Source organism: Streptomyces coelicoflavus, from assembly GCF_003112555.1.
Classification (GTDB): domain Bacteria; phylum Actinomycetota; class Actinomycetes; order Streptomycetales; family Streptomycetaceae; genus Streptomyces; species Streptomyces coelicoflavus.
In genome coordinates, this window is the sequence record NZ_BEWB01000011.1 from 184,844 (window position 1) to 206,106 (window position 21,263).

The window sequence follows — 21,263 nt, forward strand, 5'->3', positions numbered from 1 at the left end:
TGACTCAGACCGCATCAACGCGCTGACCTGGTGATCATCCGGCCCGGCGGTGCTGTTTGGGACGAGATCGTTTCTCGACGTACATCCGTTCGTCAGCCGACTTTAGGACTTCGTCCGCCGTCATGCCGCAGTGGGCCCAGCCGATGCCGAAACTGGCGCCCACCCGGACGGCCCGGCCCTCGGCCCGGATCGGCTGGATGATCTCGCCCCGCAGCCGTACGGCGAGGTCCTGGGCGTCGGCCTTGCCGAGGCCGTTGGCGAGGATCACGAACTCGTCGCCGCCGAGCCGGGCCACGGTGTCGCCGTCGCGGACCCCGCCGCTGAGCCGCCGGGCGACCTCGATGAGCACGGCGTCGCCCGCGTTGTGCCCGAACCGGTCGTTGATCGACTTGAAACCGTCCAGGTCGCAGAAGAGGACCGCGAGCCCCTTGGTGCCGTCGTCGCGCCCGTCCTCGGGCGCCACGGCGTGCACGTGGTGGTCGAAGGCGCCGTACGGCTCGGCGGCGGCGGAGAAGTCGAAGGTGTGGCCGCCGGAGTCGAACACGGCGGAGTGCCCGTAGGCGGCGTCCATGGCGTCGGCCACGGCCGCGTGCGCGGACTGCGGGCGCTGGCACAGCCGGGCGGCGAGCCGGGAGCGCAGCTCGGCACTGTTGGGCAGGCCGGTGAGGGAGTCGTGGGAGGCGCGGTGGGCGAGCTGGAGCTCGCGGCGCTTGCGTTCCTCTATGTCCTCGACGTGGGTGAGCAGGAAGCGCGGCCCGTCGGCGGCGTCGGCGACGACGCTGTTGCGCAGCGAGACCCAGACGTAGGTGCCGTCGCGGCGGCCCAGGCGCAGCTCGGCCCGGCCGCCCTCGGCGGAGGTGCGCAGCAGGGTGCCGATGTCCTCGGGGTGCACCAGGTCGGAGAAGGCATAGCGGCGCATCGAGGAGGCCCGGCGGCCCAGCAGCCGGCACAGGGCGTCGTTGGTGCGCAGGATGCGGCCGTGCTGGTCGCCCCCCATCTCGGCGATGGCCATGCCGGAGGGGGCGTACTCGAAGGCCTGCCGGAAGCTCTCCTCGCTGGCCCTGAGCGCCTGCTGGTCGCGCTCCAGGCGGACCAGGGCGCGCTGCATGTTGGAGCGGAGCCGGGCGTTGCTGATCGCGATGGCGGCCTGGAACGCGTACATCTGCAAAGCCTCGCGGCCCCAGGCGCCGGGACGGCGGCCGTTGCGCGGCCGGTCCACGGACAGGACGCCGATCAGCTCGCCGCTGCTGCCGCCGCCCTGCGGGCCGGGCGCGTACATCGGGGCGAAGAGCCGGTCCGAGGGGTGCCACTCGTCCTCGAAGCGGGGCGCGGGCCCGTCGGTGTACCACTGCGGGACGTCGTCGTCGTCGAGGACCCAGCCCTCGGTGTGGGGTATGAAGATCAGGTCGCCCCACTGCTCGCCCATGTTCAGGCGCCGGTCCCAGGACTCCCGGGAGCCCGAGCGGCCGGTGATGAGCGCCTCGGCGGCCTGGTTGCCGGCGAAGGCGGCGACGACGAGGTCGCCGTCGGGGCCGACCAGGTTGACGCACGCCAGCTCGTAGCCGAGGGCCTGGACGACGCCGTCGGCGACGGCCTGGAGGGTGTCGGCCAGGCTGCGGGCCTTGTTCATGTCGGCCATGGCCTGGTGCAGCTGCCGCAGGGACGCAAGGCGGACATAGGGCTCCGAGTCGGTCTCCATGCTCGCCCTCCCCCCGAGACCTCGCAGTGAATCAAGGGTTGTCTTCGGCGCCTTTACTGAGGGTGCCCCGGATCGTGCTCTTGCAGGTTCCCCGCCACTGAATCACAGCGCGCTCCCCACTCGGTACACAGGGTCAACAATTACCGCCCCTTGTGACTCAAGTCACAGCAAAACCTGAACAATTGAGTGGGGATTCCGCGCTTTCCCTGTGTGTTTACCGAACGCAAAGTTTGTGGGTATGCGCACGACTCCTCCCATGGTCCTAGGTCCCGGTTCCGACCGGGGCCCGATGCCGGGCCGACGCACCGGAGATTAGCGTGACGGGGTGCCGAACACTCGATCCCTCACCAGCCCCGCGCCTCCGTTCCCGTCGCCCGCCTCCGGGCATTCTGAGGGGGTGAGCAACGAGGAGTTCCGTGCCGCCATGTCCCGGCTGGCCTCGGGCGTGGTCCTGGTGACCGCGCAGGAGCCGCCGCTGGATCCCGACGACCCGCTGGCTCCGCGCGGCGAGGACGTCGGCATGACGGCCACCGCGTTCATGTCGGTGTCCCTGGACCCGCCGCTGGTCCTGGTCAGCCTGCGCGAGGGCTCCCGCATGGACGACCTGCTGGACGAGCAGCCCCTGTGGGCGGTCTCCGTCCTCTCCGAGAGCCAGCGGCACATCGCGGGCCGCTTCGCGATGAAGGGCCGCGTCAGCGACCGCCTCCTGTTCGCGGACATCCCGTACGTGCGGGGCGAGGCGACCGGGGCGCCGCTGGCGGGCGGCGCCCTGGCGACCCTGGAGTGCCGCACCGAACAGCGGGTGCCGGCCGGCGACCACACCCTCGTGATCGGGCGGGTCCTCACCGCCTCGCTGCCGAGCGGCGACGGGGGGCCGCTGACGTACTTCCGGGGGCGCTACCGGCATCTGGGTTGAGCGGGGAATTCACTCGCCCGTGCCCCGCGCCCGGCCTAGGGTGCGCGCATGACGACCAGCACGACGCTCCGCCTGGAGGAGATCACCCCGGCGAACATCGAGGCCGCCCTCGCGATACGGGTGCGGCCCGAGCAGGAGTTCGCCGTCGACCCGGTGGTGAAGTCCCTCGCCGAGGCGTACGTCCACGGCGAGAAGGCCTGGCCGCGCCTGATCCTCGACGGCGACCGTCCGGTCGGCTTCCTCATGGGGTTCTTCGGCGTCGACTGGTACGACGACGGCAGCGCACTGCGCTCCGGCCTGTGGCGCCTGAACATCGCCGCCGGGGAACAGGGCCGGGGATACGGCCGCTTCGCCGTGGAGTCGGTGGCCGCCGAGGTCCGGCGCCGCGGCGGCACGGAGTGCTTCGTCACCTGGCACCCCGGCGAGCACGGCCCCGAGAACTTCTACCTGGGCCTCGGCTTCCGGCCCAACGGGGAGAAGGCCGAGGAGGAGACGGTCGGCGTGCTGGCGCTGGACGGGCCGGCTCTCTGACCGGGCTTCAGTCCCAGTTCTTCGGGGAGCGTCCCCGCTTGGTCTGGGAACGCTCCTTCTTCTCCCGCAGCCGGCGTTCGTTGATGCCGCGCGGGATGCGGGTCGGCCTGCGGGGCCGGGGCGGGGGCGCGGTGGCCTCGGCGAGGAGCGCGGCCAGGCGCACGGCGGCGGTCTCCCGGTTGCGCCACTGGGAGCGGTGCTCGGAGGCGCGGACGGTGACGACCCCGCCGGACAGCCGCCCGGCGAGCCGCTCGAGCGCCCGCTGCTTCCACACCTCGGGCAGGGCCTCGGTGCGCGCCAGGTCGAAGCGCAGCTCCACCGCCGTGTCCGTGGTGTTGACGTGCTGTCCGCCGGGTCCCGAGGAACGCGAGAAACGCCAGACGAGCTCGGCCTCGGGCAGGGAGACGGAGCCGCGGATGACATGGGGACCGGACATGCCCTCCATGTTCCCGCCCCCGGGCGGCGCACGTCACCCGAATATCCCGGGCGCGTTCTCCCGGCCCCGGCCCCGGCGTTCCGGTCCCGGCCTTCCGGCCTCGGTAAAGAAAGTAAAGAGAGGCGGAACCTTGTGGACCCCTCTCGTCGTTCATGGTGGTAGCTGTAGCTTTCTTGCCGTACGTAAACGAGGGAAGGGACTCCCAACAATGGCTGTAAGCCTGTCCAAGGGTGGCAACGTCTCGCTCACCAAGGAGGCTCCGGGCCTGACCGAAGTCACCGTGGGGCTCGGCTGGGACGTCCGCACCACCACCGGCACCGACTTCGACCTCGACGCCTCCGCGATCGCGGTCAACACGCAGGGCAAGGTCTACTCCGACGCCCACTTCGTCTTCTTCAACAACAAGCAGACGCCGGACAACACGATCGTCCACACCGGTGACAACCGCACCGGCGAGGGCGCCGGCGACGACGAGGCGATCAACGTCAACCTGGCGGGTCTGCCGGCCGACATCGAGAAGATCGTCTTCCCGGTCTCGATCTACGACGCGGAGAACCGCTCGCAGAACTTCGGCCAGGTCCGCAACGCCTACATCCGCATCCTCAACCAGGCCGGCGGCGCCGAGATCGCCCGCTACGACCTGTCCGAGGACGCGGCCACCGAGACCGCCATGGTCTTCGGCGAGCTGTACCGCAACGGCGCCGAGTGGAAGTTCCGCGCCGTCGGCCAGGGCTACGCCTCGGGCCTGGTGGGCATCGCCCAGGACTTCGGCGTGAACGTCTGACGTTCACCCGCTCGTTCGTTCCGCACGCAGGCCCCCCGGACGTCCGGCCGGGGGGCCTGCGTGCGTCCCGTCACGGCAGCAGGCGCTGCTCCTTGGCCACCGCGACCGCTCCGGTGCGGGTGTCGACGCCGAGCTTGTCGTAGATGCGGCGCAGGTGGGTCTTCACCGTGGCCTCGCTGATGAACAGGGCGCGGGCGATCTCCCGGTTGCCGAGGCCGGTGGCGAGCTGGGCCAGGATGTCGCGTTCGCGGTCGGTGAGGGCGGGCCGCGGCTTGCGCAGGCCGGCCATGACCCGGCCGGCGACCGGCCCGGACAGTGCCGCGCGGCCCCGGGCGGCGGCGTGGATGGCCGCGAACAGCTCCTCGGGGCGTTCGGCCTTCAGCAGGTAGCCGGTCGCGCCGGCCTCGATGGCGCGGGTGATGTCGGCGTCGGTGTCGTAGGTGGTCAGCACGAGGACGTGCGGTGTCCGGCCGGTGCCCGTGGTGAGGCGGCGGGTGGTCTCCACGCCGTCGATGCCGGCGCCGAGCTGAAGGTCCATCAGTACGACGTCCGGCGCCAGCCGCGCGGCGAGCGCGAGCGCCTCCTCGCCGGTGCCCGCCTCACCGGCCACCTCGATGCCGGGGGCGCTGTCGAGCAGGGCGAGCAGCCCGGCGCGTACGACGACGTGGTCGTCGCAGACCAGGATGCGGACGGGGTCGGGTCCGCCGTCTGCCGGGTGGGTCATCGCGGTGCCTCCATCGGGCCGGCCGGGTCTGCCGGGTCGGTTCGGGGCGGGTCCAGGGGCACGGCGGCGGACAGGGCGGTGCCCTCGCCGGGCGCGGACTCGACGGTCAGGGTGCCGCCGAGGCCGCGCAACCGGGCGCGCATGGCGGGCAGTCCGTGTCCGCGCACCCCGGTGCCGGCGCCGGGCGGCTCCGCCGGGTCGAAGCCTTGCCCGTCGTCGGTGACGTCCAGGACGACCTCGTCGTCGAGGAGGGTGAGGCTGAGCACGGCGGTGGACGCGCCCGCGTGCTCCCGGACGTTGGCCAGGGCGCCCTGGGCGACGCGCAGCAGCGCCGACTGGACGCGGTCGGGCAGCGCCGGGGCGCGGGCACCGTCGTCGACGTGGACGCGCACGGTGAGGTGGTCGCCGGACTCCCGTGCGGCCAGCGCCCGCAGCGCCGCCGCCAGGCCCCCGCCGCGAGCCAGGTCGGCCGGGGCCAGGTCGTGGACGAAGCGGCGGGCCTCGGCCAGGTTGTGCTCGGCGACGGAGGCGGCGCCGCGGACGTGGGTGCGCGCCTTGTCCCGGTCCGACTCCCAGACCCGCTCGGCGGCCTGGAGCAGCATCCGCTGGCTGGACAGGCCCTGGGCGAGGCTGTCGTGAATCTCCATGGACAGCCGCTCGCGTTCGGCGAGGGTGCCCGCGCGGCGCTCGGAGGCGGCGAGTTCGCGGCGGGTGCGGATCAGGTCGTCGATCAGGACCCGCTGCCGGGCCGCCTGCCGTTCGGTGTGCAGGAACACGGCGGCGGCGATGGCGGCGACGGCGGGCGGGGCGAGCAGCAGGTTCGGGTCGAAGCCTCCCGCGAGCCGCAGCTGCGCGGCGACGACGAACACCGTCAGGACGGTGACCAGGACGAGCGCCGCCCGGGCCGGCAGGGTGCGCAGGCCGGTGTAGAAGAGGGGCACCGCACACCAGGCGAAGCTGGGTGCAAGCACGACCAGCACCATCCACACCACGACCACCGGGCCCAGCCGGACCAGGCGCCGCCGGGCCTGTGGCGCTCCGGGATCCGGCGGCTCGGGGCCGCTCAGGACGGGCCCGAGCAGGTGGAGCACCGCGAGGGTGAGTGACAGGGCGAAGATCCACGGGGTGCGGGGCTCGCCGGGGTGGCGCAGCAGGAAGCGGGCGAGGGCGCCGCCGAGCAGCAGGAAGAACGCCACGTGCATGACGGCGCCGAGCCACCGGGTGTCCGGGTGGTCGTACGGTTTCTGCATCCGGCGCCCGCTTCCTCGTGCCCGTCTCTCCTGCCGTCGCTGTTCCACAACGTGCCGCAGAGAACCGCTGAGCTGCGTGGACACTCCCATGGTGCCCTGTTCGGACGCCTCGCGGGTCAACCGATCGGACGACCCCGCCGTCGTCCGTTCCGCCGCCCACGAGCAGCCGGAACGGCGACCCCGCGCCCCCGGTGCCAGCCGGAGAGTGGAGAACACGAACCCGACCACTCCCACCCGGAGGAGCAGCCCACCATGAAGAAGACCCTCTCCCGTCGTGCCCGCGTCGCCACCGGCGGTGCCGTGCTCGCCGCCGTCGCCGCCGGCACCTTCGGCACGGTGGCCGCGAACGCCTCCGCCCCCGAGAGCTCCCGGGACGCCGCGGTGTCCGCCGCCCCCGCCGCAGCGGCCGGCAAGCGCGACACCACCACCTCCACGCACCTGACGATCGACGCCGCCGGCGAGGCCGCGCGGGCCGCACTGAAGGCCGCCGAGAAGGAGGGCCAGCGGATCACGGTCGCGGTCGTCGACCGCAACGGCAACACGATCCTCACCATGCGCGGCGACGGTGCCGGCCCGCAGTCCTACGAGTCGGCCGAGAGGAAGGCCTACACGGCCGTCTCCTGGAACGCGCCCACCAGCGAGCTGGAGGGCCGCCTGGAGAACGCCCCGAACCTCAAGGACATCCCGGGCACGCTGTTCCTGGGCGGCGGCGTCCCGGTCACCGCCGGCAAGGCGCCGATCGCCGGCATCGGCGTCGCGGGCGCCCCGTCCGGCGCCCTGGACGAGAAGTTTGCCCAGGCCGGCGCGGCGGTACTGAACTAGGCTCGACCGGCCGGCGCCGGACCAGCACCTCCCGGCCCGCGCCCGGTCCCAACAGCCGGTCCCAACAGCCGCTCCCAGCGGGCGTTTCACGTGAAACACCCCATAGGATCACGAGGTGCGCACCCCCCGTCTGCTCCTCGCCGCCGCCACCACCCTCGCCCTCGCGGCGTGCAGTGGCGGCGGCGCGGTCGAGGGCACTCCCGGCGGCTCGGGAGTGCGCGACCCGTACTTCCCCAAGGCGGGCAATGGCGGCTACGACATCGGCCACTACGACCTGACCCTGGACTACGACCCCGATACGGATGCCGATGCCGGGCACCTCGCCGGCACCGCGGTGATCACCGCCCGCGCGACCGAGGACCTGTCCGCCTTCAACCTGGACCTCAAGGGCCTGGACGTGGAGACGGTCGAGGTCGAGGGCCGGGACGCCCGCTTCAACCGGGCCGGGCAGGAACTGACCGTGCGTCCGGCCCACGAACTGAACGACGGTGAGACGTTCCGCGTGACCGTCCGGTACTCCGGCGAGCCGCAGACCGTCACCGACCCCGACGACTCGGAGGAGGGCTGGCTGCCCACGGCCGACGGCGCGGTCGGGCTGGGGGAGCCGACGGGCTCGATGGCCTGGTTCCCCGGCAGCCACCACCCCTCCGACAAGGCGACGTACGACCTCGCGATGACCGTGCCGGAGGGCCTTGGCGTGGTCTCCAACGGTGAGTTGCGCGACGAGCGGACCCGGGCCGGCCGTACGACGTTCACCTGGCACACCGCCGAGCCGATGGCGAGCCACGTCGTCACGGTCGCCGTGGGCGAGTGGGAGACCGCCCGCTCCACCACGGCCGACGGCCTGACCGTCTACACGGCGGTCGACCCGGCACAGGCCGACGCGAGCCGGAAGGTCCTGAAGCGGATCCCCGAGGTCATGGACTGGGGACAGGAGAACTTCGGGCCCTACCCCTTCTCCTCCACCGGCGCGATCGTCGACCGGGACGAGGACGCCGGGTACGCCCTGGAGACCCAGAACCGGCCCTACTTCCCCGGCGCCCCCGACACCGTCCTGCTCGTCCACGAACTCGCCCACCAGTGGTACGGGAACTCCGTCAGCCCGAAGACCTGGCGGGACATGTGGCTCAACGAGGGTTTCGCCACCTACGCGGAGTGGCTGTGGGAGGAGGACCACGGCGGCGACACGGCCCAGGAGACCTTCGAGGCGCTCTACGACGGCACGTACTACGACGACGAGGACGCGAACGACTCGATCTGGGCGTTCCCGCCCGCGGACCCGCCCGACGCGGCGCACATCTCCGACAGCCCGGTCTACCAGCGGGGCGCGATGGTCCTGCACAAGATCCGCGAGACGGTCGGCGACGACGCCTTCTGGGACCTGCTGCACGGCTGGGCCGCCGCCCACCGCCACGGCAACGCGGACACCGACGACTTCACGGCGTACGTGGAGAAGTCGGCGCCGGACGAGGACTTCACGGAGATCTGGACGGACTGGCTGCGCGGGGACGGCCGGCCGGACTCCCCCTGAGCCGGCCGGACTCCCCCTCAGCCGCCCGCTCCTCCGCCGCCGCTTCACCCCTCGTGGCCGCCGAAGGTTTCGAGCAGCAGGGCCAGGTCCGGCGGCCAGAGCGGCTCGGGCGCCGCGGCGAGTTCGGCCCGGCTCCACCAGCGCCAGGTGAGGATGCCGTCCGCGGCGTGCGCGGCGGCAAGGTGGGGGCCGGTGGGCTCCCGGCGGGAGCCCCGGGCGACGTAGATGTGCTCGTACTGGCGGACGGGGCCGACGCTCAGGTGGGTGAAGTCGTGTTCCCAGGTGCAGAGCAGCGGGCCCGGTTCCAGGTCGGTCCAGCCGGTCTCCTCGCGCACCTCGCGCAGGGCGCCCTCGCGGGGGTTATCGTCCGCCTCCAGGCCGCCGCCGGGCATCGCCCAGTGCACGCCGACCTCGACGTTGTCGTAGCGCAGGAGGAAGACGGCACCCTCGGGGTCGAGCACGGCGACGCGGGCGGCGCGGCGCGCGGTGCGCGGCCGGTCGCTCTCCAACTCCCTGCGCAGCACGGCGCAGGGGCGGTCGGACCGGAGGTCTCGACGGTGGTCGACGGCCGTGTAGCCGAGCGCGGTCCAGAAGGAGAGCGCCTCGGTGTTGCCGTCGAGGACGGCGAGCCGTACGGCGGTGCGGCCCGCGGCGCGGAAACGGTCCTCGACGAGGGACGCGAGCCGTCTGCCCAGCCCTTGCCGGGTCAGCCCCGCGTCCACCATCAGCAGCCCGATCCACGGGTCCGGGTCGGACGGGTCGGGATGCCGGGCGAGCGTCACCGCGACCCCGACCAGCCGGCCCGCGTCCCTGGCCAGCAGCACCTCGGCGCCGGGCCGCGCCAGTTCGTCGGCGAGCGCGGTCGCGACCTGCTCCGGACGGATGTCCCGAGGGTCGGGGAAGTCGCCGCTTAGCGCGTGGAAGGCCCGGTGGGAGGCGTAGAGGGCGGTGAGTTCGGTGAGAACGGGGCCCGGGATGTCGTGGTCGGGGGTGAGGGCGAGCGGGGTGAGGATCACCCCGGCAACCTATCCGTCCGTCGGGCCCTGCGCCCCGGGCCGGTCCAGGTCGGACAGGTCGAGGACGAAGCGGTGGCGGACGTCGCCGCGGGACAGGCGGTCGAGGGCCTCGTTCACCCGGGCGGAGGGGAGGAGTTCGATGTCGGCGGTGATGCCGTGCGCGGCGCAGAAGGCCAGCATCTCGGCGGTGCCCTTCCGGCCGCCGCTGCCCGCCGAGCTGAGCTTCTTGCGGCCGATGAGCAGGTCGAGGGTGTCCAGGGTGACGGGCCCGAGGTGGCCTAGGTGGCTGAGCGTGCCGTCCAGTGCGACCAGCCGGAGGTAGGCGCCGAGGTCGTGCGGGGCGGAGACGGTGTCGACGAGGATGTCGAACCGGTCGCGGGCGGCGGCCAGCTGCCCGGGGTCCGTCGAGACGAGGAACCCGCGGGCGCCCAGGCGGCGGGCGTCCTCGGCCTTGTCCGGCGACCGGCTGATCACCGAGGTGTCGGCGCCGAGCGCGACGGCGAACTTCACGGCGAGGTGCCCGAGGCCGCCGAGACCGGCCACGGCGACACGGGTGCCGGGCCCGGCGCCGAGGGCGCGCAGGGGCTCCCAGACGGTGATCCCGGCGCACAGGAGCGGGGCGGCGGCGGCCGGGTCCAGGCCGGCGGGGAGGGCGTACGCGAACCGTTCGCCGAGCACGTACTCGCGGCTGTAGCCGCCGAGGGTGGTCGAGCCGTCGACGCGGTCGGTGCCGCCGTAGGTCAGGGTGGGGAAGGTGTGGCAGAAGTTCTCCTGGCCCTTCTCGCACATGGCGCAGGCGCCGCAGGAGTCGACGATGTTGCCGACGGCGACCGGGTCTCCGGCCCGGAAACGGGTGACCGCGGCGCCGGCCCCGGTCACCACGCCCGTGAACTCGTGTCCCGGGACCAGGGGCGCCTCTCCCCCGTCGGCGGCGCGGGTCCGGACGGCGTGCAGGTCGGTGTGGCAGACGCCGCAGTAGTCGACCCGGACGGCGAGGTCGTCGGGGCGCAGGTCGCGCCGTTCCAACGGGGCGCGGCGCAGCGCCGGGGTCGTCGCGGTGCCGTTCCCGGGCTCCGCCTGCCAGCCCACTGTGGTCCTCATGGTTCTTTCCAGCTCCTCAGACAGACTGTTCGGTCTATTTGAGCGTAGGCGTGTTCGCGGCGTCAGGCAAACCAACTGTTCTGTTTTCCTGTGGGTTACCCTGAGGCCATGCCCGACCGCACCCCCGACCAGCCCCTGACCTCCCGCGGCACCGCCACCCACCGGCGCATCCTGGACGTCGCGACCCGGGAGTTCGCCGAACACGGGATCGCCGGGGCGCGCGTCGAGCGGATCGTGGCGGCCGCCCGCACCAACAAGGCGCAGCTCTACGCGTACTTCGGCAGCAAGGACGGGCTGTTCGACGCGATCTTCTTCGGCTCGCTGGACCGCATCGTGAACGTCGTGCCGATCGACGCCGACGACCTCGCGGACTGGGCCGTACGCCTCTACGACGAGTACCTGCGCCGCCCCGACCTCATCCGGCTGGCCACCTGGGCGCGGCTGGAGCGGCGCCCGGCGGGGCACCTGGTCGACGACGCCGACCGCCGCGACGACGCCAAGCTCCGCGCCATCGCCGAGGCCCAGGCGGCGGGCCGGGTGCGGCCGGGCGACCCGTTCGACGTGCTGGCCCTCGTCATCGCCATGTCCATGGCCTGGTCACCGGTCAGCAACGTCTACGCGGCGACCGCCGAGGAGCCCGAGGACGTGCACGAACGCCGCCGCGCCCTGCTGCGCGAAGCGGTCAGCCGGGCCACGACGGCGAACTGACGCTCAGCGGGCCCCGCCGGCGCGCTCCCCCTGGAGTCGGGTGAGCCGGGAGACGAAGAGCACGGCGAACACGGTGCTCACGACGGCGACGACGTCGCCGCCCAGGGCGCTGACGACGGTCGCGCCGGCGTCCTCGACGGTCTTCTCCTCGTCCCAGGTCCTGTAGGCGCTCAGTTCCGTCGCGAGGTGGACCACCCAGAGCCACCACCAGGTGTGCATCAGCCACCGTCCGGCGCCCGACGGGCGTCCGGTCGTCGCCGTCCAGATGTCGTTGGCGATCTGCTTGGGCAGGAAGAAGTTGACGACGGGGATGAACCAGGAACCCACCGCCAAACCCGGCCTGTAGCGGATGCGGCCCGGCGCGAACGACTCGGCGTTCTGCCGCATCCGGCGGAACCAGCACACCCACACGGTCGCCGCCGCGAGCAGCACCAGCAGGCCCAGGCCCTCGGCCACGAAACCCGTCACCTGCAGCGTCCGGAAGCCGTCGATGCGCCTGGGGGACGACGATCCGGGCAGCCTGCCGAGCTCGCCGTGGACGGCCATGAGGACGTTGAAATTGAACAGCACCGGCACGACGAACACGATGAGCAGGACGTTCAGCGCCGTGGCCAGCCCCTTCGCCGGGCGGGCGGGCGGCGGGGCGTACGGCGACGGGGCGGCGGGTGCCGCCGCGGGGGCCGGGGTGGAGTACGGCGACGGCCGGGCGGCCCCGGGTCCCGCGTCGAGCGGCGAGCGGCCCTGCCACGGGGGCGTCGGACCGTACGCGGCGGGCGGCGGTCCGAAACCCGCGGCGGGAGCCGCACCGGGAGCCGCCCCGACCGGCACCCGGTCCTCCGGGTCCTCGCTGTCCAGGAGCTGCACGGCGTGCCGGCCCAGCTCCGCCAGCACCTCGCCGGGCAGCCACGCGCCGCCCGGGGCACCGTCCTCGCCCGCCATGTCCTCGATCGACGTCAACAGCTCTTCGGGGGTGGGGCGCTTCCCGGGCTCCTTCGCCAGGCAGGCCGAGACGACGCCCTGCCAGGGTTCGGGAACCCCGGTCAGGTCCGCCTCCTCGGTCGCGATGCGGAAGAGCAGCGAGTGCAACCCGCCCTCGTCGGTGCCGAAGGGCATCCGGCCCGTCGCCGCGTAGGCGAGCACGGCGCCGAGGCAGAAGACGTCACTCGCGTAGGACACCTTCTCCCCGCGCACCTGCTCGGGGGACATGAAGCCGGGCGACCCCACGACGGCGCCGGCCTTGGTGAGCCCCTCGGCGGACTGTGTGGAGGCGTCCAGGGCGCGGGCGATGCCGAAGTCGATGACGCGGGGGCCGTCGATCGTCACCAGGACGTTGGAGGGCTTGAGGTCACGGTGGACGAGGCCGGCGCCGTGGATCGTGTGAAGCGCCCTCGCCAGTCCCGCCGCCAGCACGCGCAGGGTGGGGGAGGGCAGCGGCCCGTACTGCCGGTCGACGACCTCGGCGAGCGAGGGCCCGGCGACGTACCCCGTGGCGACCCAGGGGGTGGCCGCCTCGGTGTCGGCGTCCAGCACCGGCGCGGTCCACTCACCGCCGACGCGCTGCGCCGCCTTCACCTCCTGCGCGAAGCGCCGCCGGAAGTCCGGCATGCGGGCCAGTTCCTCACGGACGGTCTTGACGGCCACCGTCCGGCCCCGGTCGGAGCGCGCCAGATACACCCGGCCCATGCCGCCCTCACCGAGCCTGCCGAGCAACCGGTAGCTGCCGATCCGTTCGGGATCGTCCGGAATCAACCCGTCCATGCTTGCGTCCTCTCCCCCGACGACACCTTGCACGCCGGGATTGGGGACGAGGATAGAGACAGGGGTGACGGGTGGAAAAACCGGTGCTCCAGGTGCAGTTGAGCCCTTCGCCTCCCGAGCCGGACCGCCGCCCGCGGCGGCGGCAGCGGCGACGGCAGCGGGCCGGGTGCGCGGCCGCCCGGCGGCGGCGACGGAGCGCAGGGGCACCGGGCGACCGGCCGGATCCGCGGCCGCACCCGTCCGTCCCGGGCCCGCCGTCCGTGACACCATCTCCTGCGTGCTCGACATCGGCTACGCCCTCTCCACCCGCTTCCCGGACCCGCCGCAGACGGACTACCGGCGCGCGGACGTCCACGCCCTGCGGCACGACCTGTTCTGCGGGGACGTGTACCTCGCCGACACCAAGGCGGACCGGGAACTGTCCACAGCCTGGGGATGGGTGCCGGTGCTCGACTTCGCGTGGGCGCTGTGCGACATCGTGGAGCACGTCGACCGGGACCCGGCCGGCTCCCGCGCCGCCCGGCCGCAGCGGGCCGAGCTGGACTTCACCGAGTCCACCGACCGCCTGCTCTTCGAGCGCCGCTTCGGCTGGGTCGACATCGAGGCGGAGTGGCTCCCGGCGACCGAACCCCCGCTGTCCTTCTCCCACACCGAACTGCGCCGCGAGGCCCGGGACTTCCTGCACGACCTGCTCGCCGACCTCACCGACCTGCACGAGGACCTGGCGGACAACCCGGTGATCTGGTCCCTCCAGGCCCGCTTCCCGCGCGTCCCCCGAGCGTCCTGACGGCCCGGTACGGCGAGAGCGGCGGCCGGCAGCGGTAAATCGCGTGCGGGAGGGGGCGGCGACCCCCTATACCTCGACGACGGAGTCCCGCGCCGCCGTGCCGGTCCCGCCGCCCGAACACCTCGCCGTCCGTGGAGCCTCGCGTGACAAGTGACCTGGTTTTCCGTCCCATCACCGGCCCGGAGGAGCTCCCTCTCTTCAACGCTCTGCCCGGTCCCTACAACGACCGTCTCGCGGAAGACCTCCACGACGGACACTGCAAGGCCGACTGGATGTGGCTGGCGCTGCGGGACGGCCGGCCGGTCGCACGGGTCGGCTGGTGGTCCCGCGGCGGTGACCGGCCCGACGTCATGGAAACCCTCGACGTCGACGACACCGACGACGACCCGCGCCGGACGGACACCGGCGCGCGTCTTCTGCGCGCCGCCCTCACCGCGGTCTTCCCGACGGGCACCGTGCCGGCCCCGTACGTCCTCCAGCCCCTCCCGGGCGACTGGCGGAACGACACCGCCGTCGAACGCCGCGTCAGGAACCGGACGGAGGTGGTGGAGCGCACCGGCGGCAGGATGTTCGTCGAGAGGCTTCGCTACCGCTGGACGTCCGGCACACCGGTGCCCTCGCACCGGGGCGGCCTGACCTTCCGCGAGGTCGGCGGCGACGAGGAGGCGATCGGTCTCCTCGCCCGCATCCTCCCGGGCACGCTGGACGCCTACAGCCTGGCCGACGTCGCCCGTTCCTCGGTCGACGACCACGCCCGCGTGCAGTACCACGACGAGCTGCTGAGCTATCCCAGCCCGCGCGCGTGGTGGCGGATCGGGGTCCGCCCGGACGGCGAACCGGTCGGCCTGGTCGTTCCGGCACGGAGCCCGAACGGCTTCGTGATCGCCTACCTCGGCGTGGTCGACGGCCGGCGGGGCCGGGGCTTCGTCGACGACCTGCTCGCCGAAGGGACCCGCCTGCTGGCCGCGCAGGGTGCCGAACGCGTCACCGCGGACACCGATCCGGGGAACCGGCCGATGGCCCGCGCCTTCGAGCGCGCCGGGTACGACAACTTCGCCGGACGCATCGACATGTGCTGGGACTGAACCGGTCCCTTCCGCCTAGGGTGTCGATCATGTTCAAGTCAGGGGTGGGGTTCCTCGCGTTGTTCGGGCTCGGCTGGTGGCTGCTGGCCACGAGTGCGTTCGACGGCGTGGCGCGGCTGGTCCAGGTCGTGGCCGGCTGCGCCGTCACGGTGGGGGTGATGCTCGCCGCGCGCCGTTTCCTCCCGGCCTCGGCAGGAGGGCCGTTCCCCGCCGACCGGCGTCGCCGGTTCAACCGGATCAACGGTCTCCAGTGGCTGCTGATCGTCGTCATAGCCGTGGTGTGCGCCCGCGCCGGGTCGCCGGTGCTCATCCCCCCGCTGGTCGCGATCGTCGTCGGGCTCCACTTCCTCCCGCTCGCGGCGGCGTTCGAGCAGCCCCGGCTGCGGGTGCCGGCGGCCCTGTTGGCCGTGGCCGGGGCGTCGGGCCTCGCCGTGTGGGTCACCGACGGCCCGGACGAGACCGTTCGCCTGGTGGTGGGCGCCGTCTCGGCGCTCTCCCTGTGGGGCATGGCGGTGTGGACGGTCGCGGGGGCGGCATCCCGTGCACGACTCGTGAAGGAGTGACAATGTCGACGGCAACCTCGCGGCAGGCTCGGACGGTTCCGGATCTCCCGCCGTTCAAGCCCTCCCTTGTCAAAGCGGTGTTCAGGGACGTGACCCCGATGCACGTCTCCCGGCCGGCCGCGCGGGCCGCCGCGTCGGTGACGCGGACCGTGCTGAGGGAGATCATCGACGGCGCGAGCAGAGCGGCGGCGGAGGAGGGCCGGAGGAAGCTGATACCCGCGGACCTGCTCTCGGCGATCGGCCGGAACGTGGAGCTCGAGGTGGGCGACAAGTGGTACCACCACAGCCCGACGTTCCGAGACCTGACCGGCAACCTGTACGACGCCGAGGGTGTCCTCGTGCCCCTGCGTGAACGCCGCGGGTCGCGCAAGCCGAGTGCCGTGGCGGGCGCCCACAGGTTCGAGGCCGGGGTCAGGAAGCTGCTGCGGAGCCGGGGGGTGACGGCCGTCCCCGTGATGGTCCGCGACCTGGACGGAATCGCCAGCTTCTTCCTCACGGGCCTCGCCCGGGACGCGGCCATGGTCGTCCGCGAGGGTGGGGTCAAACGCTTCGGATCGGTCTCGCTGGTGACGTCGGACGAAGCGGCCACGCCTCCGTTCCCCAAGGATCTCGCCGGAGCCCTGTCCACCCGCAGCGGCGACGCGCGCACCATCGGCCGGGACGACGTCCTGGCCGCCACCACGATGCAGCTGTTCGGTGGCGCTGTCAGGCAGCGAGCCCTCACCGAGGCACGCGAGGCGGCACGGAACGCGTCCGCGGACTGAGTGAGCGGGGGCGAACCGGCGGGGGCCGGGGACCCACCGGGCCGGGGACCTACCCCACCACCCGCACCCCCAGCTCCGCCGCCAGCGCCGGTGCGAGATCGAGGAGCTGGGCGGGGCTGATCACCGCGCCCGAGAGCCGGTCCACCCCGCGGGACAGCTCCAGCGGGGCGGCGCCGCGCAGGTCGACGTCGGTGAGGGTGGCGGCGCTGAGGTCCGCCTGCTTCAGGGCGCAGTCCACGAACTCGACCCGCTCCAGGCGGGCGCCCCCGAAGTCCGGCTCGACCAGGACGCAGCTCTCGAAGACGACGTCCTTGAGGCGGGCCCGGCGCAGATTGAGGTAGTCGATCTTGCCGCCGCGGACCAGGACCCGTTCCAGCACGGCGCCGTGCAGCTGGGTGCCGCCGAGGCGGGCGTCGAGCAGCTCCACGTCGCGCAGCGTCGCCCCCGCGAGGTTGGTGCCGACGCCCCGGACGCCGGTGAGGCGGGTGTCGAGCAGCCGGGCGGCGCGCAGTGACGCCTCGTCCAGCGCGCAGCCGGTCAGCGCGCAGTCCATGAAGCGGGCGCCCGCGCCGTCCTGGCCGGTCAGGTCGGCCTCCCGGAAGTCCAGCGCGTCGTAGTCCCCGTCCGGCTCGAGGCCGTCGTCGTCCTCGTACGCCGTGAGCGGCGGCAGGCGCAGCTCCGGGCGTCTCGCCCCTCGTACCGTCGTCGTGCCGCGCCCGCCCGCCGCTCCCGCCGTACCCGCCGTACCCGTCGTCCGCGCCGCTCTCCTCGCCATGGGCCCATGCTGCACCCCGCCACTGACAACCCCCTCCGACCTGCGGATGTCCCCATTCTTTCGGCCGGATGTCACATCCGGCGTCCCCCCGGCCGTCGTACGGGCAGACAGGCGCCGTGCCAGGCGACCCGACCGCGACCCCGAACCGAGGGAGAACCCGAGCCATGCATCGCATCACCGTCATCGGCGGCGGCTTCGCCGGACTGACCGCGGCCATCACCGCCGCCGAGGCGGGTGCCAAGGTCACCGTCCACGAGGCCCACCACACGCTCGGCGGGAGGGCCCGGACGGCCGACGGCCCCTACCGGACCAATGACGGCCCGCACGCCCTCTACAACGGCGGCCCGCACTGGGCCTGGCTGCGCCGGCGCGACCTGATCGGTCCGCTCGCGCCGATCCCGCCGCTGGAGGCGGCCCGGCTGCGGCTGCGGCACAAGGGGGCGCTGCGCCGCACCCCGCCGTTCGCCATGCTGAAACTGCTGCGCCGGGGCGTGGGGCCGGCGCCGGTCGACACCGACTTCCTGACCTGGGCGACCGGCATCGCGGGTGAGGAGGGGGCCCGGGCCGCCGCCCACTACTGCGCGGTCGCCCTCTTCCACCACGATCCGGGCTCGCTGTCCGCCGCCTTCGTGCAGGAGCGGCTGCGGCGGGCCGCCAAGCTGCCGCCCGAGGCGCACTACCCGCGCGGCGGCTGGGGCGGGGTCGTGGACCGGATGGCCGCCCTGGCCTGGAACCTCGGGGTCCGGATGGAGACGCTCTCCCGCGTGGACACGCTGCCCACCGACACCCCCGTCATCGTCGCCACCTCCCTCGACGCGGCCCGCCGGCTGCTGGACGACCCGCCGCTGACCTGGCCCAGCGGCCGCACCACCCTGGTCGACCTGGCCGTACGGACCCGGCGCGGCGACGCCTTCGCCGTCTCCGACCTGGACGCGCCCGGGTGGATCGAGCGGTTCACGGCGCAGGACCGCACGCTCGCGCCGGCGGGCGAGCAGCTGATCCAGGGGCAGATCCCCCTCGCGCCGCACGAGTCGAAGGCGGACGGCACCGCACGCGCGGAGCACCTGCTCGACCTCGGCTTCCCCGGCTGGCGCGAGCGGCTGACCTGGCGGCGCGAGGCGGTCGCGAACGGCCGTACCGGCGCCGTCGACCTGCCCGGAACCACCTGGCGCGACCGGCCGGCCGTCGACCGGGGCGACGGCGTCTACCTCGCCGGTGACCAGGTCGCCTCGCCCGGTCTGCTCTCCGAGGTCTCCTTCAACAGCGCGCTGACGGCGGTCTCCCTCGCCCTGGGCCGGCACGAGCTCGACCTCAAGCGCGCTTGACCTCGAGCGGGCTTGAGGTCGTTGGGTGGGGCCCGCAACAGCTCCGCTCCTCACCTGGGGGTTACGCCATGCACGCCATCCGACTGCACGCCTTCGGCCCGGCCGGGAACCTCGTCCTGGACGAGGTCGAGGACCCCGTGCCGGGCCCCGGCCAGGTCCGGGTCGCCGTCCGCGCGGCGGGCGTCCACCTCCTGGACACCTCCCTGCGCGAGGGCATCCAGGGTCCGACGCCCGCGCTTCCCGAGCTGCCCACGATTCCCGGCCGCGAGGTGGCCGGCGTCGTCGACGCCCTCGGGGAGGGCACTCCGGAGAGCTGGCTGGGCCGGCGCGTCGTCGCCCACCTCGGCTTCGCCCCCGGCGGATACGCCGAACTCGCCGTCGCCGACTTCACCCGCCTGCACGAGATCCCCGCGAACCTGGACTTCGCCGAGGCCGTCGCCATGATCGGCACGGGGCGTACGACGATGGGGATCCTTCAGTTCGCCGGCCTCGGCCCCGGTTCCGTGGCCCTGGTCACGGCCGCCGCGGGCGGCATCGGCACTTTGCTGGTGCAGTACGCGAAGAACGCCGGCGCCACGGTGGTCGGCCTCGCGGGCGGTCCGGAGAAGACCGCGCTGGCCGCCGCGAACGGCGCCGATCTCGCCGTCGACTACACGGACCCCCGTTGGCCCGCGAAGGTCCGCGCCCACCTGGGGGGCAGGGCCGCCACCGTCGTCTTCGACGGCGTCGGCGGGGACGCCGCGCGCGAGGCCGTCGCCCTGCTCGGGCCGGGTGGCCGGCACCTGGTCTTCGGCTGGTCGGCCAAGGGCCCGCACGACCGGGACCCCTACTTCGTCGAGGGAGTCTCCCAGCGGGTGCTGGGCCCGGTGATGATGGAGAAGGCCGGCGGCGCCAACCCCGCCCGCACCCTCGAACTGCGGGCCCTCGCCGAGGCCGCCGAAGGGCGGCTCGTCCCGGCCGTGCGACGCTTCCCGCTCGCCGACGCCGCCGCCGCGCACCGCGCCCTGGAGAGCCGGGGGACGACCGGGAAGGTGGTCCTCGAACCGTGACCGGCGGCCGGAGGGCCGATCCGCGCGACGGCTCGGGCAACGGGATGCGACCCGTCCCGAATCGTGTTCTTCTGGCGAAATGAGTGGCTCCCGGACAGGTCGGACAGGGGGACCCGCCACGCCCGGGGAGACCGATCCCCACCGCTGGTGGGGGCTGGTCGTCATCGCCCTGGCCCAGCTGATGGTCGTCCTCGACGCGACGATCGTGAACATCGCGCTGCCCTCGGCCCAGCGCGACCTGGACATGTCCGACGCCAACCGGCAGTGGGTGATCACCGCGTACACCCTCGCGTTCGGCGGTCTGCTGCTGCTCGGCGGGCGGGTCGCGGACCTGGTGGGACGCAAACGCACCTTCGTCATCGGGCTGATCGGCTTCGCCGGCGCCTCCGCGATCGGCGGCGCCGCCACCACGTCGGTGATGCTCTTCGGTGCCCGCGCCCTCCAGGGCGTGTTCGCCGCCGTGCTGGCGCCGTCCGCGCTGTCCCTGCTGACGACCACGTTCACCGACCCGCGGGAACGCGGGAAGGCCTTCGGCATCTACGGCGCCCTGGCCGGCAGCGGCTCCGCGATCGGCTTCATCGTCGGCGGCGTCCTCACCGAGTACCTGAACTGGCGCTGGTGCCTGTACGTCAACATCCCCATCGCGGTCATCGCGGTGATCGGCGCGTTCGCCCTGCTGCACGACCGGCCCGGCCACGCCGACGCCCGGCTCGACGTGCCCGGCGTGGTCCTCGGCTGCGGCGGCCTCGTCGCCCTCGTCTACGGCTTCAGCGAGGCGCAGCCCCGGGGCTGGACCGACCCGCTGGTGCTGGCCCTGTTCGCGCTGGCCGTGGCGCTGCTGGCCACCTTCGTGTGGTGGCAGACCCGGGCGGCCACGCCGCTGCTGCCGCTGCACGTCATCCGGGAGCGCAACCGCGCCGGCTGCTTCCTCACGATGATGCTGGCGGTCATCGGCATGTTCGGGCTGTTCCTGTTCATGACCTACTACCTCCAGGTCATCCTGGGCTACTCCCCCGTGCGGACCGGCCTGGCGTTCCTGCCGCTGACCGTCGCGATCGTCGTGGGCTCCACCCAGATCTCGGCCCGGCTGCTGCCGCACGTGAGCCCGCGCATGCTGATGGTGCCCGGCATGCTCCTCGCCTCGGGCGGCATGGTGATCCTCACGCGGATGACCGTGCGCTCCGAGTACGTCTCCGAGATCCTTCCGGCGCTGGTCCTGATGGGCCTCGGCATGGGCCTGACCTTCATGCCGGTGTTCTCCACGGCCACCGCCGGGGTCGCCCCGAGGGACTCCGGCGTGACCTCCGCGACGGTCAACACCTCGCAGCAGGTGGGCGGCTCGATCGGCACGGCGCTGCTCAACACCATCGCGACCAGCACCAGTGCGTCGTGGATCGCGGCGCACCTGAGGGATCCCTCGCAGCGGGAGCTGATCGTGCGGGAGGGGATCGTGCACGGGTACACGGTGGCCATCTGGGTGGCGGCGGGGGTCATGCTGCTGGCGGGGGTGGTGGCGGGGGTGATGGTGACGGCGAAGGCGCCGAAGCACGGGACTCCGGCGGAGCGGGCGGTGCGGGAGCCGGTGGGCTGAGGCCGGGGGCGGTTGCGCGGCCCGGCGGTGCGGGGTGCCGCTGCGCCC

21 protein-coding genes are annotated in these 21,263 nt (G+C 73.4%); 13 read left to right on the plus strand and 8 right to left on the minus strand.

Annotation, left to right across the window (positions count from 1 at the left end; genetic code table 11):
- Positions 1–34: 34 nt before the first annotated feature.
- On the minus strand, positions 35–1,699 hold the full coding sequence (gene cdgB, locus Sco07f_RS26720) for a diguanylate cyclase CdgB (RefSeq protein ID WP_007450812.1): 1,665 nt from the start codon (positions 1,697–1,699) through the stop codon (positions 35–37).
- 424 nt (positions 1,700–2,123) lie between these two features.
- On the opposite strand from cdgB, the gene Sco07f_RS26725 reads away from it, so the two are divergent.
- Complete coding sequence (locus tag Sco07f_RS26725; protein WP_439959698.1) at positions 2,124–2,615, plus strand: flavin reductase family protein; 492 nt, start codon at positions 2,124–2,126, stop codon at positions 2,613–2,615.
- Between the two features lie 48 nt (positions 2,616–2,663).
- The gene (locus Sco07f_RS26730) at positions 2,664–3,146 is read left to right on the plus strand and encodes a GNAT family N-acetyltransferase (protein WP_108989416.1); all 483 of its coding nucleotides are present in this window, start codon (positions 2,664–2,666) and stop codon (positions 3,144–3,146) included.
- 7 nt (positions 3,147–3,153) lie between these two features.
- Here the strand turns inward: Sco07f_RS26730 and arfB are convergent, their stop codons facing one another.
- A complete protein-coding gene (gene arfB, locus Sco07f_RS26735) occupies positions 3,154–3,591 on the minus strand; it encodes an alternative ribosome rescue aminoacyl-tRNA hydrolase ArfB (RefSeq protein ID WP_007450813.1) in 438 nt (145 codons plus the stop codon).
- 199 nt (positions 3,592–3,790) lie between these two features.
- Between arfB and Sco07f_RS26740 the strand changes: the two genes are divergently transcribed.
- Complete coding sequence (locus Sco07f_RS26740; RefSeq protein ID WP_007450822.1) at positions 3,791–4,366, plus strand: TerD family protein; 576 nt, start codon at positions 3,791–3,793, stop codon at positions 4,364–4,366.
- A gap of 70 nt (positions 4,367–4,436) precedes the next feature.
- On the opposite strand, the gene Sco07f_RS26745 is transcribed toward Sco07f_RS26740, so the two are convergent.
- Together Sco07f_RS26745 and Sco07f_RS26750 are read right to left on the minus strand one after the other, a co-directional pair.
- Complete coding sequence (locus Sco07f_RS26745; protein ID WP_108989417.1) at positions 4,437–5,090, minus strand: response regulator; 654 nt, start codon at positions 5,088–5,090, stop codon at positions 4,437–4,439.
- The gene (locus tag Sco07f_RS26750; RefSeq protein ID WP_108989418.1) at positions 5,087–6,340 is read right to left on the minus strand and encodes a sensor histidine kinase; all 1,254 of its coding nucleotides are present in this window, start codon (positions 6,338–6,340) and stop codon (positions 5,087–5,089) included. Before Sco07f_RS26750 ends, Sco07f_RS26745 begins: the two co-directional genes overlap by 4 nt.
- 252 nt (positions 6,341–6,592) lie before the next feature.
- Here Sco07f_RS26750 and Sco07f_RS26755 point away from each other — a divergent pair, with 252 nt between their 5' ends.
- Both Sco07f_RS26755 and Sco07f_RS26760 read left to right on the plus strand, forming a co-directional pair.
- On the plus strand, positions 6,593–7,162 hold the full coding sequence (locus tag Sco07f_RS26755) for a GlcG/HbpS family heme-binding protein (RefSeq protein ID WP_108989419.1): 570 nt from the start codon (positions 6,593–6,595) through the stop codon (positions 7,160–7,162).
- Between the two features lie 115 nt (positions 7,163–7,277).
- Positions 7,278–8,693 carry a M1 family metallopeptidase gene (locus tag Sco07f_RS26760; protein ID WP_108989420.1) on the plus strand — a complete coding sequence of 472 codons (1,416 nt, stop codon included), beginning with the start codon at positions 7,278–7,280 and terminating at the stop codon, positions 8,691–8,693.
- Between the two features lie 44 nt (positions 8,694–8,737).
- Here Sco07f_RS26760 and Sco07f_RS26765 read toward each other — a convergent pair whose 3' ends face one another.
- Entirely contained in the window at positions 8,738–9,709 is a 972-nt protein-coding gene (locus Sco07f_RS26765; RefSeq protein ID WP_108989421.1) for a bifunctional GNAT family N-acetyltransferase/NUDIX hydrolase, read from the minus strand.
- A gap of 9 nt (positions 9,710–9,718) precedes the next feature.
- The gene (locus Sco07f_RS26770; protein WP_108989422.1) at positions 9,719–10,810 is read right to left on the minus strand and encodes an NAD(P)-dependent alcohol dehydrogenase; all 1,092 of its coding nucleotides are present in this window, start codon (positions 10,808–10,810) and stop codon (positions 9,719–9,721) included.
- 108 nt (positions 10,811–10,918) lie between these two features.
- Between Sco07f_RS26770 and Sco07f_RS26775 the strand changes: the two genes are divergently transcribed.
- The gene (locus Sco07f_RS26775; RefSeq protein ID WP_108989423.1) at positions 10,919–11,518 is read left to right on the plus strand and encodes a TetR/AcrR family transcriptional regulator; all 600 of its coding nucleotides are present in this window, start codon (positions 10,919–10,921) and stop codon (positions 11,516–11,518) included.
- A gap of 3 nt (positions 11,519–11,521) precedes the next feature.
- Here Sco07f_RS26775 and Sco07f_RS26780 read toward each other — a convergent pair whose 3' ends face one another.
- Positions 11,522–13,276 (minus strand): protein kinase domain-containing protein, encoded by a 1,755-nt coding sequence (locus Sco07f_RS26780; RefSeq protein ID WP_054103566.1) that lies wholly within the window; start codon positions 13,274–13,276, stop codon positions 11,522–11,524.
- 277 nt (positions 13,277–13,553) lie between these two features.
- On the opposite strand from Sco07f_RS26780, the gene Sco07f_RS26790 reads away from it, so the two are divergent.
- From Sco07f_RS26790 to Sco07f_RS26805, 4 genes are all read left to right on the plus strand, one after another.
- On the plus strand, positions 13,554–14,063 hold the full coding sequence (locus tag Sco07f_RS26790) for a hypothetical protein (RefSeq protein ID WP_087792939.1): 510 nt from the start codon (positions 13,554–13,556) through the stop codon (positions 14,061–14,063).
- Between the two features lie 143 nt (positions 14,064–14,206).
- Positions 14,207–15,148 carry a GNAT family N-acetyltransferase gene (locus Sco07f_RS26795; protein WP_108989425.1) on the plus strand — a complete coding sequence of 314 codons (942 nt, stop codon included), beginning with the start codon at positions 14,207–14,209 and terminating at the stop codon, positions 15,146–15,148.
- Between the two features lie 29 nt (positions 15,149–15,177).
- Positions 15,178–15,711, plus strand: a complete 534-nt coding sequence (locus Sco07f_RS26800; RefSeq protein WP_108989426.1) for a hypothetical protein — start codon at positions 15,178–15,180, stop codon at positions 15,709–15,711.
- Positions 15,712–15,713: 2 nt separating this feature from the next.
- Entirely contained in the window at positions 15,714–16,475 is a 762-nt protein-coding gene (locus Sco07f_RS26805) for a hypothetical protein (protein ID WP_108989427.1), read from the plus strand.
- Between the two features lie 49 nt (positions 16,476–16,524).
- Here Sco07f_RS26805 and Sco07f_RS26810 read toward each other — a convergent pair whose 3' ends face one another.
- Positions 16,525–17,250, minus strand: coding sequence for a pentapeptide repeat-containing protein (locus tag Sco07f_RS26810; RefSeq protein WP_167468233.1), 726 nt, complete (start codon positions 17,248–17,250; stop codon positions 16,525–16,527).
- Between the two features lie 164 nt (positions 17,251–17,414).
- Between Sco07f_RS26810 and Sco07f_RS26815 the strand changes: the two genes are divergently transcribed.
- The 3 genes from Sco07f_RS26815 (at position 17,415) to Sco07f_RS26825 (ending at position 21,215) form a co-directional block, all read left to right on the plus strand.
- Positions 17,415–18,575 carry an NAD(P)-binding protein gene (locus Sco07f_RS26815; RefSeq protein ID WP_007450791.1) on the plus strand — a complete coding sequence of 387 codons (1,161 nt, stop codon included), beginning with the start codon at positions 17,415–17,417 and terminating at the stop codon, positions 18,573–18,575.
- A 68-nt stretch (positions 18,576–18,643) separates the two neighbouring features.
- A complete protein-coding gene (locus tag Sco07f_RS26820; protein ID WP_108989429.1) occupies positions 18,644–19,624 on the plus strand; it encodes a zinc-binding dehydrogenase in 981 nt (326 codons plus the stop codon).
- Between the two features lie 79 nt (positions 19,625–19,703).
- Positions 19,704–21,215 carry an MFS transporter gene (locus Sco07f_RS26825; protein ID WP_108989430.1) on the plus strand — a complete coding sequence of 504 codons (1,512 nt, stop codon included), beginning with the start codon at positions 19,704–19,706 and terminating at the stop codon, positions 21,213–21,215.
- Positions 21,216–21,263: the final 48 nt, after the last annotated feature.

Coding starts and splice junctions, on each gene's coding strand:
- Sco07f_RS26740 (WP_007450822.1), top strand. CDS start 3,791: ATGGCTGTAAGCCTGTCCAAGGGTGGCAACGTCTCGCTCACCAAGGAG.
- Sco07f_RS26770 (WP_108989422.1), bottom strand. CDS start 10,810: ATGAGGACCACAGTGGGCTGGCAGGCGGAGCCCGGGAACGGCACCGCG.
- Sco07f_RS26730 (WP_108989416.1), top strand. CDS start 2,664: ATGACGACCAGCACGACGCTCCGCCTGGAGGAGATCACCCCGGCGAAC.
- Sco07f_RS26725 (WP_439959698.1), top strand. CDS start 2,124: ATGTCCCGGCTGGCCTCGGGCGTGGTCCTGGTGACCGCGCAGGAGCCG.
- Sco07f_RS26820 (WP_108989429.1), top strand. CDS start 18,644: ATGCACGCCATCCGACTGCACGCCTTCGGCCCGGCCGGGAACCTCGTC.
- Sco07f_RS26755 (WP_108989419.1), top strand. CDS start 6,593: ATGAAGAAGACCCTCTCCCGTCGTGCCCGCGTCGCCACCGGCGGTGCC.
- cdgB (WP_007450812.1), bottom strand. CDS start 1,699: ATGGAGACCGACTCGGAGCCCTATGTCCGCCTTGCGTCCCTGCGGCAG.
- Sco07f_RS26825 (WP_108989430.1), top strand. CDS start 19,704: ATGAGTGGCTCCCGGACAGGTCGGACAGGGGGACCCGCCACGCCCGGG.
- Sco07f_RS26750 (WP_108989418.1), bottom strand. CDS start 6,340: ATGCAGAAACCGTACGACCACCCGGACACCCGGTGGCTCGGCGCCGTC.
- arfB (WP_007450813.1), bottom strand. CDS start 3,591: ATGGAGGGCATGTCCGGTCCCCATGTCATCCGCGGCTCCGTCTCCCTG.
- Sco07f_RS26775 (WP_108989423.1), top strand. CDS start 10,919: ATGCCCGACCGCACCCCCGACCAGCCCCTGACCTCCCGCGGCACCGCC.
- Sco07f_RS26805 (WP_108989427.1), top strand. CDS start 15,714: ATGTCGACGGCAACCTCGCGGCAGGCTCGGACGGTTCCGGATCTCCCG.
- Sco07f_RS26800 (WP_108989426.1), top strand. CDS start 15,178: ATGTTCAAGTCAGGGGTGGGGTTCCTCGCGTTGTTCGGGCTCGGCTGG.
- Sco07f_RS26810 (WP_167468233.1), bottom strand. CDS start 17,250: ATGGCGAGGAGAGCGGCGCGGACGACGGGTACGGCGGGTACGGCGGGA.
- Sco07f_RS26780 (WP_054103566.1), bottom strand. CDS start 13,276: ATGGACGGGTTGATTCCGGACGATCCCGAACGGATCGGCAGCTACCGG.
- Sco07f_RS26815 (WP_007450791.1), top strand. CDS start 17,415: ATGCATCGCATCACCGTCATCGGCGGCGGCTTCGCCGGACTGACCGCG.
- Sco07f_RS26745 (WP_108989417.1), bottom strand. CDS start 5,090: ATGACCCACCCGGCAGACGGCGGACCCGACCCCGTCCGCATCCTGGTC.